General features: G+C 65.3%; 12 protein-coding genes. 4 read left to right on the top strand and 8 right to left on the bottom strand.

Translation table 11 applies throughout. From position 1 onward, the window contains the following. Positions 1-18 precede the first annotated feature (18 nt). The 3 genes from G015_RS0105715 to G015_RS0105705 are packed head-to-tail and all read right to left on the bottom strand — an operon-like array spanning position 19 to position 3,999. Positions 19-1,104, bottom strand: coding sequence for a sugar-transfer associated ATP-grasp domain-containing protein (locus G015_RS0105715; RefSeq protein ID WP_012982029.1), 1,086 nt, complete (start codon positions 1,102-1,104; stop codon positions 19-21). Between the two features lie 34 nt (positions 1,105-1,138). Then, complete coding sequence (locus G015_RS0105710; protein ID WP_020146288.1) at positions 1,139-2,974, bottom strand: ABC transporter ATP-binding protein; 1,836 nt, start codon at positions 2,972-2,974, stop codon at positions 1,139-1,141. Then, positions 2,974-3,999 carry an NAD-dependent epimerase gene (locus tag G015_RS0105705; RefSeq protein WP_020146287.1) on the bottom strand — a complete coding sequence of 342 codons (1,026 nt, stop codon included), beginning with the start codon at positions 3,997-3,999 and terminating at the stop codon, positions 2,974-2,976. Before G015_RS0105705 ends, G015_RS0105710 begins: the two co-directional genes overlap by 1 nt. A 389-nt stretch (positions 4,000-4,388) precedes the next feature. On the opposite strand from G015_RS0105705, the gene G015_RS0105700 reads away from it, so the two are divergent. The 3 genes from G015_RS0105700 to G015_RS0105690 are packed head-to-tail and all read left to right on the top strand — an operon-like array spanning position 4,389 to position 8,168. Continuing rightward, positions 4,389-5,519: a polysaccharide export protein gene (locus G015_RS0105700; protein ID WP_019024819.1), complete on the top strand. Its 1,131-nt coding sequence runs from the start codon at positions 4,389-4,391 to the stop codon at positions 5,517-5,519. A gap of 2 nt (positions 5,520-5,521) precedes the next feature. Next, positions 5,522-5,965, top strand: coding sequence for a low molecular weight protein-tyrosine-phosphatase (locus tag G015_RS0105695; protein ID WP_019024818.1), 444 nt, complete (start codon positions 5,522-5,524; stop codon positions 5,963-5,965). 22 nt (positions 5,966-5,987) lie between these two features. Further along, positions 5,988-8,168 carry a polysaccharide biosynthesis tyrosine autokinase gene (locus tag G015_RS0105690; RefSeq protein ID WP_019024817.1) on the top strand — a complete coding sequence of 727 codons (2,181 nt, stop codon included), beginning with the start codon at positions 5,988-5,990 and terminating at the stop codon, positions 8,166-8,168. Positions 8,169-8,845: 677 nt separating this feature from the next. On the opposite strand, the gene G015_RS0105685 is transcribed toward G015_RS0105690, so the two are convergent. From G015_RS0105685 to G015_RS0105670, 4 genes are all read right to left on the bottom strand, one after another. Further along, entirely contained in the window at positions 8,846-10,939 is a 2,094-nt protein-coding gene (locus G015_RS0105685) for a YjbH domain-containing protein (RefSeq protein WP_018138351.1), read from the bottom strand. A gap of 17 nt (positions 10,940-10,956) precedes the next feature. Further along, on the bottom strand, positions 10,957-11,700 hold the full coding sequence (locus G015_RS0105680) for a capsule biosynthesis GfcC family protein (RefSeq protein ID WP_018649039.1): 744 nt from the start codon (positions 11,698-11,700) through the stop codon (positions 10,957-10,959). Between the two features lie 38 nt (positions 11,701-11,738). Then, positions 11,739-12,278 (bottom strand): YjbF family lipoprotein, encoded by a 540-nt coding sequence (locus tag G015_RS0105675; protein ID WP_018138349.1) that lies wholly within the window; start codon positions 12,276-12,278, stop codon positions 11,739-11,741. A gap of 147 nt (positions 12,279-12,425) precedes the next feature. Next, positions 12,426-12,728, bottom strand: a complete 303-nt coding sequence (locus G015_RS0105670; protein WP_018138348.1) for a hypothetical protein — start codon at positions 12,726-12,728, stop codon at positions 12,426-12,428. 274 nt (positions 12,729-13,002) lie between these two features. On the opposite strand from G015_RS0105670, the gene G015_RS0105665 reads away from it, so the two are divergent. After that, the gene (locus G015_RS0105665) at positions 13,003-13,458 is read left to right on the top strand and encodes an RT0821/Lpp0805 family surface protein (RefSeq protein ID WP_018138347.1); all 456 of its coding nucleotides are present in this window, start codon (positions 13,003-13,005) and stop codon (positions 13,456-13,458) included. A gap of 68 nt (positions 13,459-13,526) precedes the next feature. On the opposite strand, the gene soxB is transcribed toward G015_RS0105665, so the two are convergent. Then, positions 13,527-15,338, bottom strand: a complete 1,812-nt coding sequence (gene soxB / locus G015_RS0105660) for a thiosulfohydrolase SoxB (RefSeq protein WP_019592124.1) — start codon at positions 15,336-15,338, stop codon at positions 13,527-13,529. Positions 15,339-15,469: the final 131 nt, after the last annotated feature.

Below are 15,469 nucleotides of genomic sequence, written 5' to 3'. Positions count from 1 at the left end.
CCTGATGGCAGTGGCGGATCAGCGCGGATAGCCGCGCGGGACCGAGGGCAGCAAGGGTCCGAAGCAGGACTCGTTGCGCGACCAGGCCACCTGCTCCGCATTCCACTCGAGGATTACGGGCTCGCCGCTGGCCTGAATGCAGACGTCCCAGCCAATGAAGCGCAGATAGGGGATGCGGCGATGGGCATTCAGGCACAGCTCGCGTACCGCGCCGAAGTTGGGGATCCGGCAGTCCTTTACGTCCACGCCGCTGTCGGGGTGGACCGAGCCGATGCTGACGCAGACCGGGTCGCGCAGGTGGCCGTCCAGCCAGCCCTCACCATCGACACCGACGAAGTAGCCACCGGTGGAGACGTTGTCGGTGCGCTGCCCCTCGCGGCCCAGGCGGAGGAAATGGTTCAGGATGCGCAGTTCCCCGGATTCCGGATCGAGGAAGGTCAGAACCCGCAGCGTATTGACCGAGCTGGCGTTGATCCGCGCGATATCGGGATGCTGCTCGATCAGGGGCTGCACGATACAGTTTCCGGGGACCTTGCCGAGTTCTTCGGCCACCTGCTCGGTAGTCGTGAAGGTCACGCCGAGGCCCTGGCGTCCCTCGTCGGGCTTGATCACATAGGTCTTGCCGGCCTCGAGCCGGGAGAGGGCGGTTTCCAGCGGCTCTGGCGTCCCCTGGGCATCCAGGTACTGGCCACCCACGCGCACGAAGACCGGGGGCACGACGCTGTCCGGGAACAGGCGCGAATCCATGGTCTTGAGTCCGCTCAGGCGGCGGATGTCCTGCCGGTTCCAGAGCGGGTTCAGGTGTTCGGTGTAGTAATCGTCGCCGATCCACCCCTCGACGAACTCGCGCCGCACCTCGGTGTAGGCGGCCAGCCATGGCCACCAGGACTCGCTCCCGTAGGTGTCGGTCGCATAGCGCTTGATCCGCTGCAGGACCGGGCGCGTGACCGCAGACTCGCCGTGGGCGCGGATCAGCTTCTCGCGCCACTGGATGGCGATCTTGCGCGACTTTTGCAGGTGGCGCAGATGGACCGCGCGCGCAATGGTGCGGGCGATGCGGCCGCTGTTCTTGATCTGCAGCGGCTGGGATTGAACGTGCGTCACGGGCAACTCCTCGTGTGGTGTCGACACGGCGGGTTCAGCCATGGGTGCCGGAGGCCGCAGGGCCGGGGACGGACTGGACCTGGGGGTTATCTGCCTCGGTGTGAGTGACCAGCTCGTCGAAGCGGCCAACGGAGGCGAACGATCCCCGTTCCAGGTGGGCGACCTGATCGCAGGCGCGCACGGTACTCAGGCGGTGCGCGATCAGGATGATGGTCTTGCTGCGTGACAGGGACTCGATCGCCTCCATCACGGCGCGTTCGGTTGCGGTGTCCAGGGCACTGGTGGCCTCGTCGAACACCAGGACGTCGGGGTCGTGGTAGAGGGCGCGGGCGATCCCGATGCGCTGGCGCTGGCCCCCGGACAGGCGCACGCCACGCTCGCCTACCATCGTGGCGTACTGCTCCGGCATGTCCTGAACGATGAAGTCATGCACCTGTGCCATGCGCGCGCAGCGCTCGACGCGATCGTGGTCGATCTGCGCGGCGGGAATCCCCAGCGCGATGTTTTCGGCCACGGTCGAGTCGGTCAGGAAGATGTCCTGGGGGACGTAGCCCAGGGACTGCTGCCAGGCGCGCAGGTTGGCATCCGTGACCGGCTGGCCATCCACCAGGATGGCGCCCTCGGTCGGGCGCAACAGGCCCAGCAGGACGTCGACCAGCGTGGTCTTGCCGGAGCCGGTGGTGCCGATGATCCCGACCGATGTGCCGACCGGGATCTCCAGGTTGATGGACTGCAGCGCGGGGCGGTGGCTGCCTGGATAGGTGAACTCGATGCCCTCGAGAGCGATGGTCTTCTGCGGGACCAGCGGCTGGGGGGCCTGGCGATGCAGCTCCGCCAGGGCCTCGCGTTCGCGCAGGTCCTCGGTCACGCTCTCCACGGCGGCGGCGCCGAAGCGAAGCTTCGCAAGGCCCGCGTAGATGTGCTGCGCGGCGGGCAGCAGGCGGTAGCCGGCAAAGGCGTACAGCCCGAGGATCGGCAGGATCTCGCCCAGCGCATCCGTACCGGTGCCGCCCTGGGTATGCAGCAGGATCAGGGTGAGCCCGATGATGCCGCCGAAGCCGATCGCCTCGATCAGGAATTTGGGTACCTGAGAGATGGTCTGGTTGGTCGCCTGGTGCCGGGCCTGGCGCTTGGAGGGGGCATCGAAGCGCGACAGGTACGCATGCTCGCGACCCAGCAGCTTGATGTCCTTGATGCCGCCGAGGGCCTCGCCGGCGGCCGTGAAGCGTTCCTTGTTGGCGAGCGAGCGATCACGGCCGATGCGCCCGAGCAGGCCGCGCACGAACAAGAAGATCGTGCCATATACCCCGCCAATTACGACCGCGACCCCCAGCGCGAGCCACGGATCGACAAAGATCAGCAGTGCCACGATGGCGATGGTTACGACCAGGTAGGCGATCATCGTGATCCCGGGACGGAAGACATTCAGCACCAACTGGTCGACCTCGGACAGGATGCTCTTCGCCATGTCGCCGCTATGACGGTTCAGGAAGAACGCATACGGCTGGCGCAGGTAGGTCTCCAGCAGGCGCTTGCCGAGGCTGTGACGGCGCATCTCGATGAAGCGGTTCATCGCGTAGTGCGTGAGTGTGCGAAATACCGCCGAGAACAGGATCAGCGCGAAGGCCGCCGCACCCAGGGCAAAGATGAACTGATCCACCGAGTTGAAGCCGAGCCCCGTGTAGAGCTGGTTCAGTACCGGGTTGGTGTTGACCAGTTCCGGGTTACCCAGCACGGACAGGAACGGCATGATCGATGCGACCCCGGCGGTCTCCAGTACCGCCATGATCATCATCAGCCCCAGCACGAGCGCACCCCGGCGCTTCTCCGCCGGGGTGAGCAACTGCAGCGTTTTGCGGTAGACCCCCATCAGGCGGCTGCCCGGTAATACCCCAGATACCACTCGACGAAGCGGGCGACGCCCTCCTCGACCGATGTGGTCGGTTCGTAGCCGGTGTCTGCGCGCAGCGCCTCGACGTCGGCGTAGGTGTCCGGCACATCGCCCGGCTGTAGCGGCAGGAGATTCTTCTCCGCCTTGCAGCCCAGGCAGTCTTCCAGCACCTCGATGTAGTGCATCAACTCCACCGGACGATGGGCCCCGATGTTGTACAGCCGATAGGGGGCTGCACTGGTCGCCGAGTCGGGCTCGGCGCCGGTCCAGTCGAGGTTGGGCTGAGCCGGACGATCCAGCGTACGGATCACGCCCTCGACGATGTCGTCGATGTAGGTGAAGTCGCGGCGGTGGTGGCCGTAGTTGAAGACGTCGATCGGCTCGCCCGCCAGGATCTTCCGGGTGAACAGGAACAGCGCCATGTCCGGCCGGCCCCAGGGGCCGTAGACGGTAAAGAAGCGCAGGCCCGTCACCGGGAGCTGGTACAGATGCGCATAGGTATGCGCCATCAGCTCGTTGGCCTTCTTGCTCGCGGCGTAGAGGCTCAGCGGGTGGTCGACGTTATCGTGCACCGAGAACGGCATCGTGGTGTTGGCGCCGTAGACGGAGCTGGAACTGGCGTAGACCAGGTGCTCCACGCCGTTGTGCCGGCAGCCCTCCAGGATGTTGCCGAAACCGACCAGGTTGGTGTCGACATAGGCCGCCGGGTTCTCCAGCGAGTAGCGCACCCCGGCCTGAGCCGCCAGGTTGACCACCCGCTCCGGGCGATGCTCGCGGAACACCCGCTCCATCGCCTCGCGGTCGGCGATGTCTTCGTGTTCAAACACGAAGCGCTGGCGGGACGCCGGCAAGGCGCGGATGCGGTCCAGTCGGGCCCGCTTCAGGCTCGGGTCGTAGTAGTCGTTCATGTCGTCGACACCGATCACGGTGTCGCCACGCTCCAGCAGGCGCAGGGCCAGATGGGAGCCGATAAATCCTGCCGCACCGGTGATCAAGACTTTCATGTCGCCTCTTCCTTGTCAGATGGATGGGACTGACGTGTCCGGACGTTTCGCTTGCCCAGGGGCGTTGTGACGAGGGTCCGGGTCACTCGTTCATGGGGTGAACGCGATGGATTCAAGCATCGGCCGGAATGGCCCCGCAACGCCGGTTCCGGGAAACGTGAGGTCGATCCGTCGAAGCTGTGACTCGCCCCGTAAGTTTCGGATCGCGGCATTGCCTGCAAGGGGTTGGCTGCCGATATTTTGCGCCAGTTCGACGACGATCCGACCTATTCGTGACATGGTCGGCCCGCTTGAGGCGGACCCGGTGGGGCTCGCCAGGATGAATCGCAAGGTGACGACGCAGCCGTGGGCGCCAGGGCGCTGCGGCCATGCGCAAAAGAGGAAGATCCATGAACGTGATCCCCCCCGTACGCTGGGTCCTGTTGCTGAGCCTGCTGGTGATATTGGGTGGGTGTGCCTGGGCCCCTGGCGGGCACATTGCCGAACGCACCTCCAGTGCCCCGGTCGAGGACCTGGTCGATATCGAGCCCATAACCTTTGGTCTGATCCGGGCCCAGGAGACGCGCTCGGTCCCGCCGGACCTTCGCCGTGTAAGCGACGAGATGGCGCAGGACGTCGCTGAATACGATTACCGCATCGGTCGCGGCGACGTGCTGGCTGTCATCGTGTACGAACACCCCGAGTTGACCATCCCCGCCGGGAGCGAGCGATCGGCCGTGGAGTCGGGGAATACCGTGCACCCGGACGGCACGATCTTTTACCCCTATATCGGGCGCGTGGAAGTCGAGGGGTACACGGTGTCGCAGGTGCGCGACCGGATTGCGCGCGATCTCGCGACCTTCGTGAACGAGCCCCAGGTCGAGGTACGCGTGGCGGCCTTCAATTCGCAGAAGGTCCAGGTGACGGGCTCTGTACGCGAGCCCGGCGTGCAGCCGGTGACCAATGTCCCGCTGACCGTGCTGGATGCGATCCATCACTCGGGTGGGCTTTCCGACGATGCCAACTGGCACGAGGTGATCCTGACGCGGGAAGGCGAAGAGATCGTGATCTCGCTCTACGACATGCTGCGCTATGGCGACATGTCGCAGAACCGGCTCCTGCGCGATGGCGATGTGCTGCACGTCCCGGATACCGCTGGCCAGCAGGTCTACGTGATGGGCGAGGTCGGGGAGCCGCAGCGGCTGCCCCTGGGCCGCGGTCAGCTCACGCTGATGGATGCGCTCAGCCAGGCCAGAGGGTTTAACGAGAACCGGGCGGACGCCAGCGGCATCTTCGTGATCCGCCGTGCACCACCGGAGAGCGACAAGCTCGCGACCGTGTATCAACTGGATGCGCGCAATTCCGCAGCGCTGATGCTGGGGGCCGAGTTCGAGCTGGAGCCGTTGGACATCGTGTATGTGACGACAACGTCGCTGGGCCGCTGGAATCGCGTGATCAGCCAGCTGCTGCCCACGGTAAGCGCTGTCTACCAATCCTCCCGTACCACGCGCGACGTGCGCCGCCTGTCGGATGACTTCTAGCCATGTTTAACCGGATTCTGGTGGTTTGTACCGGCAATATCTGCCGCAGTCCCGTGGGCGAGGCACTGCTGCGCGAGCGTCTGCCCGATCGCTCGGTGGAATCCGCCGGCCTCGGGGCCGTGGTCGGGGAGGGCGTCCACCCCGAGGCGCGGCGCCTGGCAGAGGCCGCGGGTCTGGACGTCACGGCGCACAAGGCGCGTCAGATCGAGCCCGATCTGCTGCATCACGCCGATCTGGTGCTGGTCATGAGCGAGGGCCAGCGCCAGGCCGTCGGCGGGCGCCACCCCGAGGTGCTCGGCAAGACGATGCGATTTGGCCACTGGCTGGAAGGCGGCCGTGGCCGAGACATTCCCGATCCCTATGGCAAGAGCCCCGAAGTCTTTGCGCAGGCTCATGCCCTACTCGTGGAGGCTGCCGATGCCTGGGCGCGGCGGCTGAACCGATGATCTCCGACACAGGTAAATCCCGATGACAAAGAACCATTCCCCCGGGGTGCCGGAAGGCGAACTGGATATTGGCCGACTGCTTGGCCAGTTGCTGGACCACAAGTGGCTGATCATTTTCATTACGGCGCTGTTTGCCATTGCGGGCGCGGTATACGCGACGCTGTCTACCCCGATCTACCGGGCGGATGCGCTGGTACAGGTGGAGGATATGGGACGCTTCAGCAGCCCGTTGTCCAGTGTGCGCGAGATGCTGGGGCAGGAGCCGCGCGTCGAGGCCGAGCTGCAGATCCTGCGTTCACGCATGGTCCTCGGGCGCACGGTCGATCAGGAGGCGCTGGATCTGGTGGTACGCCCGCACCGTATGCCGGTGGTGGGCGATTACCTCGTTCGCCGGGGCATGGAGCGCCCCGCCTTTGCTCAGTCCAGTGTCTGGGCGGGCGAGTCGATCAACGTGGGCGAGTTCCAGGTGGCCCGAGCCTACGAGGGGCGCACCTTTACGCTGGAGGTTCTGGATGACGATCGTTATCGCCTGATCAACGGGGATCACGAACTGGGCGAGGGGCGTATTGGCGAGGACGTGGAGTTCTTCGAGGGTGATGTGCGCCTGCGTGTGGCCGAAATGGATGCGGGGCCGGGGGCGCGTTTTGATATCCAGCGGCGCTCGCGCCTGGCGGCGATCAACAGCTTGCGTGGCCAGTTCGAAGCGGGGCAGCAGGGCCGCGAGAGTGGCGTGTTCAGCCTGACCCTGACCGATCCGGACCCGCAGCAGGCCCAGCGCATCCTGAACACCATCAGCCAGATCTATCTGACGCAGAATGTTCAGCGCAAGGCCGCCGAGGCCGAGAAGAGCCTCGAATTCCTGGAGGAGAAGGTGCCGGATGTGCGCGATCAGCTGCAAACGGCCGAGGATGCGCTGAACGAGTACCGCACAGAGCGCGACAGCGTGGACCTCTCGCAGGAGACCCGTGCCGTGCTGGACCGCCTGGTCAACCTGGAACGTCAGCTCAACGAGCTGGAGTTCGAGGAGGCCGAGATCTCCCGGCGGTACACGGCCAGCCATCCGACCTATGCGGCCCTGATCGACAAACGCCAGAAGCTGCAGGAGGAGCGCAACCGGCTGAACCAGGAGGTCAGCGCGCTTCCGGAGACCCAGCAGCAGATCCTGCGTCTCAACCGGGATGTGGAGGTCAACCAGGACATCTATGTCCAGCTGCTCAATCGCATGCAGGAGATGGATATTGCCCGCGCCAGCACGGTGGGGAACGTCCGTATCCTGGACGATGCCCAGGCAGGGCTGTCCCCGGTCGAACCACAGCGCAACATGATCGTGATGCTGTCCACGGTATTTGGCGGTGGCCTGGCGATTGCGCTGGTGCTGGTGCGCGGGATGTTCAACCGCGGGGTGGAATCACAGGAGGAGATCGAGGGGATCGACCTGCCGGTGTATGCCAGCGTGCCGCGTTCCAGGGCGCAGGAGAATCTGCTGCGCCGGGTGAAACGGCGCCACCAGTCGCGGGGGCATGACGTTCCAGGGGATGTGCTGGCCTCGATCGACCCGGCCGATGACGCCATCGAGGCCCTGCGCGGCCTGCGCAGCAGCCTGCATTTCGCGATGCTGGAGGCCGAGGACAACCGGCTGGTGATTACCGGTCCGAGCCCGAATGTGGGCAAGAGTTTTGTCTCGGTTAACCTGGCGACCGTTTGTGCGCAGGCGGGACAGCGCGTGCTGATCATTGACGCCGACCTGCGCAAGGGGCATGTGCACCACGCCTTCGGTCAGCGCAGCGACGGGGGACTCTCGGAGTTTCTGGCGGGCCAGGAATCCCTGGAAGGGGTGCTGCGCCGCACGGATATCCAGGGGCTGGACTACATCGCCCGTGGCAGCGCGCCGCCGAACCCGTCGGAGTTGCTGATGAGCGACCGTTTCAGCCGCATGCTGGAACAGCTCAGCCGGGATTACGACCTGGTGCTGATCGACACGCCGCCGATCCTGGCGGTCACCGATGCGGCCGTGGTCGCACGCCAGTGCTCGACCACCTTGATGGTGGTGCGCTTCCAGTTGAACCCGCTGCGCGAGATCGAATCGGCACGGCGCCGTCTCGATGCGGCGGGGGTCGATGTGCGTGGCTGTATCCTGAACTCGATCGAGTACAAGGCCTCGACCAGCTACGGCTACGGCTACTACCACTACTCCTACAAGTAGCGGATCGCGGGGCCGCGAAGCGGCGGCCCCGATTGATTCCTTCGTGGCCCCGGCGATTGCCGGGGCTTTTTTTTGGTTTGTGGCACATCACCCATCGGGGAATGCGGCGTGGATCGCGAGCCATGAGTGTTCGTGGTCGCGATGGCCGCAGGCGCGGCGGGCTAGTGCAGCGAACGTGATGGTGCCGGTTGTCGGTCAGGTTTGGGCCAGGCAGGCGCGTACCCCCGGACATGGCGTTGCGGCTCCCTTGGGCAGAATGACGGTACGGCCGTCACCGTGGCTTGTTCGTACGCAAACGCGAGTAGAGCGCGGACGCGCGATTCAATCAGCGCCTCGCCTGGCAGGAGGCCGAACAGGCGGGTGTGACTGAGGGTCGTCGGACGATCAACACGCATGCGTCTGCCTGCGGAGCGTGGTGGAGCGCCGAGGCGAGAGGGCGTAACCAGTATGTCGCCATCGACATTCCCTGGGAGGTGCGGCTGGTGCCGGGCTGTCCTGTCATGGATTCGCGCCCGGCGCGAATGCGCAGGTGTGCCGGGATTGTCCCAACTGCGTCGGAGGTGGCAAGGGGGAGGGAAGCCGGGGGGCGCGAGTGCGAACGCACACGCGCCTGACTCGGCGTCTCGTCAATCGGAGGGAAGGGGTGTCCGGGGCGCGACGCCCCGGACACCGGGGGATTAACGCCAGGTGGCGTCGGGCTCGTCCCAGTAGCGGCCGACCTGACGTTCTTCGGTGATGTCGAACAGCTGATGACGCCGGTTCAGGCGCGCACCACCGTCGCGGGTCAGCGGCTGCCAGGCGATGTTGGCCCGGTTGCGGCTGGAGGTGGAGAAGAAGGAGTCGTAGGGGACCGACAGGTACAGGCCCTTGTCGAAGCTGCCTTCGCCGAAATCGTCACCAGCATCGGTGAAGGTCGACCAGGCGCCGACCCGCACGCCATTGGCGAATTCGCGCGAGAAGTCGAGGGTGGTCCCGAGGTCGCCCGCCAGATAGCGGCCTACGCTCACCCGTGCATGGATGTCCTGCACGCCGGTGTCGATGTAGGTGGTCACATGCCCAGTCACCTGCTCGTAGTCCCGCAGGCCGAACTGCTGGTTAAACTCGCGCTGGCGTACCCAGTTGGCATCGACGCCGATGGCCCAGCGGCTGTTGAACGGCCGGTACAAGACCTCGGCCCCGACACCCGCGTACATCATCTCCAGAAGGCCACCGTAGCCCATCGCGTACCAGTTCTTGCCCAGTCGCTTGGTGTGGGTGGCCTGCAGGTTGGAGATGCCTACGCTGGTCTCGGCGAGATAGTCGCCGATGTGGGTGCGCACGCGGGGCAACTCGGAATCGGCGATGTATTCGTAGTTCTCGAGGTTGTCGGCCAGGGTTGTCGTGAGCATGGACGAGATCCAGGTGCCCTGGGCGAGGTGATAGCTGGCATCGAGATAGGCGGACAGCCGGTACAGATAGCCGTCGGGGCCGCCAAAGTTCTGTTCCAGGGAGGGGCCTGCGCCCCATTCGAAGCGCCGGGGTTCGGCCTCGTAAAGGACCTCGCCGCGATCATTGTTCGTCGTAGGTTCGATATCGCGTACCCGCACGCTGTGCCGGTAGTCGGTCTCGTGATCCGCGGAGGCCAGGGCGCGGCCAAAGGCCTCCCGGTCGTGCAGGCTCTCGCGCAGGTCGAGCCCCAGTGTCTGCCAGCGGTACTGGAAGGTGTGGATGCCGGCATCGGCCTGCGCCTCAAGCAGACGGTTGGCCCGCCCTTCGGACTGCTTCAGGTTGCGGTAACGGGCGGGTTCGCCCGTGACCTCGATGGTGTCGCCGACCTGGCGGATCTCGGTCACGTAGATCCCGGCATTGGTATTGAGGTCCGTGGCCACCGCATCCCAGTCGCGGCGCTCCACATGGGCGGGGTCGACTGGGGCCGGGTCGTCGGCCTTGGGCTGCGAGAGCCGCGCCAGGTTGGTCGTGAAATGGAGGCCCACCATCGCGGTATTGCCGCGCTGCCAGCCGGTATGCAGCTCAATGCTGTTGGTCAGTTTCAGCCGCGCGCCGAAATTAAAGCGGGAATCCTGTTCCTGGGCGTTGTCCTGAGGTTCTTGCTGATAGGTGTTGCCCTCGTATTCGACTTGAAGCAGCAGGCGGTCCCAGGGCGTCTGGTACTCGACCCCCCCGAACAGGGCCGCCGGGCCACGGAACATCTGGTGCGTGGCGACCTCGCCGCCTTGACCACCCCCGGCGGACCGTGGGCGTTCGTCAAAGCTGTCGTCAATCCAGCCAAGCGGTGATTCGATATCGCCGTGATTGCCCAGGTAACCCCAGCCAATCCCCAGGGAGAAGTCGAAGTTGTTCCAGCGCTTGTTGGCAACCAGGTACTCGCCACCGAACAGGGTCGTGCCGCCCAGGTCCTGAAAACCGACGGCCACTTCCGGGATATAGCGGCTCTCCTCGACCAGGCGGAGTTTGATGTCCGCGCCTTTGTCGATGTTGTAACGGTCGTCATCGCCGGCGGCCAGATATGGTCGGTTCTCGACCTGTATATAGCGAAAGCCGAGTTCCATCCAGTCGAGCGGCTGTACGAACACGCTCCAGCGACGGTAGGGGTAGGTGCGGTTCCAGCCGGCGGCGAAGTGACCGGCATCACCGGTGCGGGCCGTGGGGGTCTGCATCAGACCGATCCCGCCGGTATCCCGCTGGCCCTGGCCGAGTCCGAATTCCTCGGCCTGTGCCGTGGGCAGGCCCAGGCCGAGGAGCACGGCGACCACCAGGCTGCGGCGGCGCATGCGCAAAGGTGTAGCGTTCATGGCAGTTTCCGAAGTGTGCAGTTGTCGCCCGGCAAACGGGTCGCAAGAAAGCGGGGTAGGCGCTGGTTGAGCAGGTCACCCTCTACCGACCCCCCCAGGTCACGGACATGGAGGTGCGTCATCACCCGGGTCCCGGGGGCGATCGCGGTGTCCTCACGGTTCCAGGGCGCGGCGCCGAATACGTGGACCTCGCCGACCGGCGAAACCACGGCGGCCGTGTCCGTGCCGCGCAGCGCCGTGCGCGAGGGCTTGGCGAGCAGGTCCTGCAGGGTCATCCCCGGGGTCCATTCATGGCGGTCCACACCATCCAGGGACCACAGCTCCACCCAGTCGGGCGGGGTGCAGTAGCCAATGTGCTCCATGCCGGACGGGTCGGGCGCGTGGCGCAGATTGGCCAGGAGCCAGGGCAGGTCGAGGCGCTCGGCACTGCGTACATTGGGAGCCGCCTCCATCGCCTCGACGGTTTCGCTCCAGGAATCGAGTGCCCGGGCCACCTCGGGGCGTCCGCCGATGTCCATCGTCTGTCCGATCAGTTCGATTTCGGCCAGGAGCCGTCGGCGTTCGTGGTCGATGGGGCGTACATCGCGGCTACGCAGGGCGAAACCGTAGGCCCAGTCGATGGGTTCGGACAGTTCTTCCTGCCAGGTCACCCAGGTTTCGGCGAGCGAGGGCGGGACCGGCGTGTCGTCGGTCGAGCCCACCGTTGGGGCCAGGGCCAGCAAGCCCACGGCCAGCCACATGGGATGAAAATGGCGTTGCATCATGCCTCCTGCGAGGGCTACCACCAGGGGCGAGCCACCTGCCAGGCGATCGAGGGACCATCCGGCCAGGCCTGGCCGTCGTATGCCCATAGATCGCGGGTTTCGGGGTCACGCCAGAAATCGGCGCGAGTCGTTCCGGCACCTTCCCAGTCGATACGCTCGCGGCAGCGCTCGAGTTCCAGAGTCACGAGGGGGAGGTCCCGCGATGTGCGAGTCCCGCAGTCCAGGGTGCCCTCGCCGACATGGCGGACAATGGCGCCGGAGGGTGCGCGGACATGCCGTTCGACCTGGTAGGTGGCGGGGCTTGCCTGGCGCCAGGGGGGGGCATCGGCATCGGGGTGGTGGGTTCCCAGAAGGTCCTGTTCGAGACCGGACGTGGCAAACAGCCCCCCGTCGCGCAGCTGCAGCGAAAGGCCCTCGGCACTCGGCCAGAAGGTGTGTTCGTCGGAGAGGGCCCCAAGGATCAGCAACCCCTGATGGTGTTCGGTGCGAACCGCGAGCGACGCATAGGGAATCTCCTCTGCCCGGGAGCTCACATCCGGCCCGCCCGTGACCATGCCTTGCAGGGATGCCCCCAGCGGCGTGGGCCCCCCGCTACCGCAGCCCGTGACCAGGCTCACGAAAACTCCAAGGCCCAGACATGCGAAAGCCGCCCGGAGGCGGCCTTCGCGAAGGAAGTGCGAATTGGTTCGCATGGGTGTTCGTTACCGAGTGCCGGTAGCGGGGGTGGTACCCGTGCCCGGGGTGGTACCGGTACCCGGAGTCGTACCGGTGGAGGCAATCAGGCCCACCAGGCGACCGGAGCGGGTCGCAATACGCGACACCGCGCCCGGTTCCGAACGCGCGGCTGCGGAGATGCCACCCGAGGGGGTGCCACCGGCGACCGGCGAGCTGGGGTTCCCCTGCGGGGCACTGGCGCTGGCGCCCGCGCCGGCGGACTGCGCCATCACCGGGCCGGCTACGAACACACTGGCAACAATGGCTGTGGCGAATATCTTCTTGATCATGGTCACGTTCCTCACTTCACCGGGGGGTGTCTTTTACCGGAGGACAGTCTAGGAAGGGATGCCTGAAAGCGACAGCGGAGGGGGGCGATTCTGAGACATGAATACGAGGTTTCTCATACGTGTTTTGAACGGCTTGGAAGTTTTGCGGCCTGGAGGTCACATTCAGCCGCCGGCTTTGCGTGCCCGGATTTTCACGCAGCGTTCAGGTCTTCGCCGCTAACTTGAATGATGCAGTTGTGCAGTGCGGTCCGGTGGCCGCGCAACGGAGGCAGAGATGAAGAAGACAGTGTTGTTAGCGGCGGTGGCGAGCGTGACCTTTCTGCTCGCCGGTTGCCAGACGCCGCCCACCAAACAGCAGACCGGTGCAGTGATCGGTGGTGCGGCCGGCGGCGTCATTGGTTCCCAGATCGGCGGTGGTCGGGGGCGGACCGCGGCGATCATCGCGGGTACGCTGGCCGGCGCAGCGATCGGCGGCTCCGTTGGACGCACCATGGACCAGGTCGATCGCCAGCAGGTCTCGCATGCCCTGGAACACAATCCGGATCATCGGGCATCCACCTGGCAGAACCCCAATACCGGGTACCAGTATCAGGCCACCCCCACGCGCACCTATCAGGCGTCCGGGCAGGACTGCCGCGAGTACCAGGTGCAGACGACGATGAACGGACAGCCGGAAACGGTGAACGGTACGGCGTGCAGGGATGCGCAGGGACGCTGGGTCAATCAGTAAGACCGGCAATCTCCCACAAAAAAGCCCCGCGATCGCGGGGCTTTCTCGTTCCTGGACCTGCGGCAGGATCAGGAGGGACGGTACATGTCCTCGGTCGTCGGGACATAGCCGAGGTTGTCCTCGCCGATGCCCTTGACCTTCGGCTCGTTGAGTTTGCTGATGCGAACACCGTCGGACTGGTTGCGCAGGTACTCGGCGACGTTGTCCCAGATCATCGTGCCGGTACCGCCCGCCGGCTCCTGCTGGACGCTGGCCCAGCCGGCGACGACGTATTCCTTGTCCGGATCGATCTTCTCGCCGCCCAGCTCCATCTCGGAGATGCGGCTACCGATCTCGGCTTCCGGATCGATCGCATAGCGCAGGCCGCCCACGCGGACCATGTCGCCACCCTGCTGGTAGAACGGGTCGGCGTTGAACAGGTTGTCGGCGACGTCTTCCAGGATGTCCTTGATCTGCGCGCCGGTCATGGCGTTGCGGGTCGTCTCCGGATAGGTCAGGCCGGTCTGGTCCATGATGTGCTCGAAGGTGATCGGCATGCCCGGGAGTACGGTGGTGCCCCAGCGGAAGCCCGGAGAGAACGCGATCTGGGCATCGTGGACCTCCATCAGCGCATCACAGATCAGCTGGTCGAAGGTGCCGTTGAAGTTGCCGCGGCGGAACAGCAGGTCCTCGGCCACGGCCAGCTCTTCGGAGAGCTTCTCTTCCATGTTGAAGGTGTCGCCGTCGTAGGTGACTTCCTGGCTGCGCATGCTGTCGACGAACTCGGCCATCTCCGGATCTTCGTCCAGGAGGTTGGCGAACACCGGGACCAGGCGGTATTCCCAGTCCTTGATCTCGCCGTCGCGGAAATCGAAGTCCAGCACGCCAACGAACTTGGCATTGGAGCCGGCGTTGGTCACCAGGCAGGTGCCACCGTCGGGGCGTTCCACCGGCAGCGGCTGGGGGACGGCATCGTGCGTGTGACCGCCCATGATCGCGTCGAGACCCTCGACCATGCCGGCCATCTTGATGTCCACGTCCATGCCGTTGTGCGACAGCGCGACCACGATCTCGGCGCCTTCTTCGCGCGCGGCGTTGACCTGGCGCTGCATATCGTCCGGACGAATGCCGAACGACCACTGCTCGACCATCCAGCGCGGGTTGGCGATCGGGGTGTAGGGGAACGCCTGGCCGATCACGGCGACGTTCACACCGTTCAACTCGCGGATCACGTACGGCTTGAAGATCAGGTCGCCCCAGTCCACGTCGCGCACGTTCTGGGCGACGAAGTCGATCCCGGCATCGGCGAAATCGCCGTTGACGACCTCTTCCACACGGTCGGCTCCGTAGGTGAATTCCCAGTGGCCGGTCATGATGTCGATACCCAGCAGCTTCTGTGCATCGACCATGTCCTGGGCATTGGTCCACAGCGCGGTGCCCGAACCGCCACCCCAGGTGTCGCCACCGTCCAGCAACAGCGAGTTCGGGCGCGAGTCGCGCAGCTTCTTGACCAGTGTCTTCAGCTGCGGGAAGCCGCCGACACGACCGTACTGTTCGGCCGCCTCCATGAAGTTCAGGTTGGTGTAGGCGTGGGCAAAGATGCTGTCGCGTTCGACGTCATAGTGCTTGAGGAAGTGCTCGCCGACGATGTGCGGCGGGCGGTTGCGCATATCGGCTACGCCCAGGTTCACGTTGGGCTCGCGGAAATAGATCGGCTTGAGCTGCGCATGGCAGTCGGTGTAGTGCAGCAGATGCACATTGCCGAAGCGATCCAGCATGTCGTACGGGTCTCCCGAGGTGCCGTACTTGCCATTGGTGGCCTTGGCGCAGCCCGCCAGGGGGAAGCCGGCCACGCTGGCGGCGGCCAGCAGCTGCATGAATTCGCGGCGTGAGATATGCATGAGGGTCCTACCTCTCTCTACAGTAGTTTATTGTGATTTTTGGGTTTCTCGAAGCAGCAATCTAGACGCTATTTCTTTGTGGAACATTCCCTGGGTATGGAGCTTCCTTGCCGACCGGCGCGACGCCCGGC

Source organism: Thioalkalivibrio sp. ALJ15 (assembly GCF_000383695.1).
In the GTDB taxonomy this organism is placed as follows: Bacteria; Pseudomonadota; Gammaproteobacteria; order Ectothiorhodospirales; family Ectothiorhodospiraceae; genus Thioalkalivibrio.
The sequence above is the reverse complement of the archived record's forward strand: the minus strand, read 5'-3'. Positions and strand labels throughout refer to the sequence as shown.

What these genes read in the sequence shown, in the direction of transcription:
- G015_RS0105710 (WP_020146288.1), bottom strand. Translation starts at nt 2,974, where the DNA reads ATGGGGGTCTACCGCAAAACGCTGCAGTTGCTCACCCCGGCGGAGAAG.
- G015_RS0105705 (WP_020146287.1), bottom strand. Translation starts at nt 3,999, where the DNA reads ATGAAAGTCTTGATCACCGGTGCGGCAGGATTTATCGGCTCCCATCTG.
- G015_RS0105700 (WP_019024819.1), top strand. Translation starts at nt 4,389, where the DNA reads ATGAACGTGATCCCCCCCGTACGCTGGGTCCTGTTGCTGAGCCTGCTG.
- G015_RS0105695 (WP_019024818.1), top strand. Translation starts at nt 5,522, where the DNA reads ATGTTTAACCGGATTCTGGTGGTTTGTACCGGCAATATCTGCCGCAGT.
- G015_RS0105690 (WP_019024817.1), top strand. Translation starts at nt 5,988, where the DNA reads ATGACAAAGAACCATTCCCCCGGGGTGCCGGAAGGCGAACTGGATATT.
- G015_RS0105685 (WP_018138351.1), bottom strand. Translation starts at nt 10,939, where the DNA reads ATGCGCCGCCGCAGCCTGGTGGTCGCCGTGCTCCTCGGCCTGGGCCTG.
- G015_RS0105680 (WP_018649039.1), bottom strand. Translation starts at nt 11,700, where the DNA reads ATGTGGCTGGCCGTGGGCTTGCTGGCCCTGGCCCCAACGGTGGGCTCG.
- G015_RS0105675 (WP_018138349.1), bottom strand. Translation starts at nt 12,278, where the DNA reads ATGGTCACGGGCGGGCCGGATGTGAGCTCCCGGGCAGAGGAGATTCCC.
- G015_RS0105670 (WP_018138348.1), bottom strand. Translation starts at nt 12,728, where the DNA reads ATGATCAAGAAGATATTCGCCACAGCCATTGTTGCCAGTGTGTTCGTA.
- G015_RS0105665 (WP_018138347.1), top strand. Translation starts at nt 13,003, where the DNA reads ATGAAGAAGACAGTGTTGTTAGCGGCGGTGGCGAGCGTGACCTTTCTG.
- soxB (WP_019592124.1), bottom strand. Translation starts at nt 15,338, where the DNA reads ATGCATATCTCACGCCGCGAATTCATGCAGCTGCTGGCCGCCGCCAGC.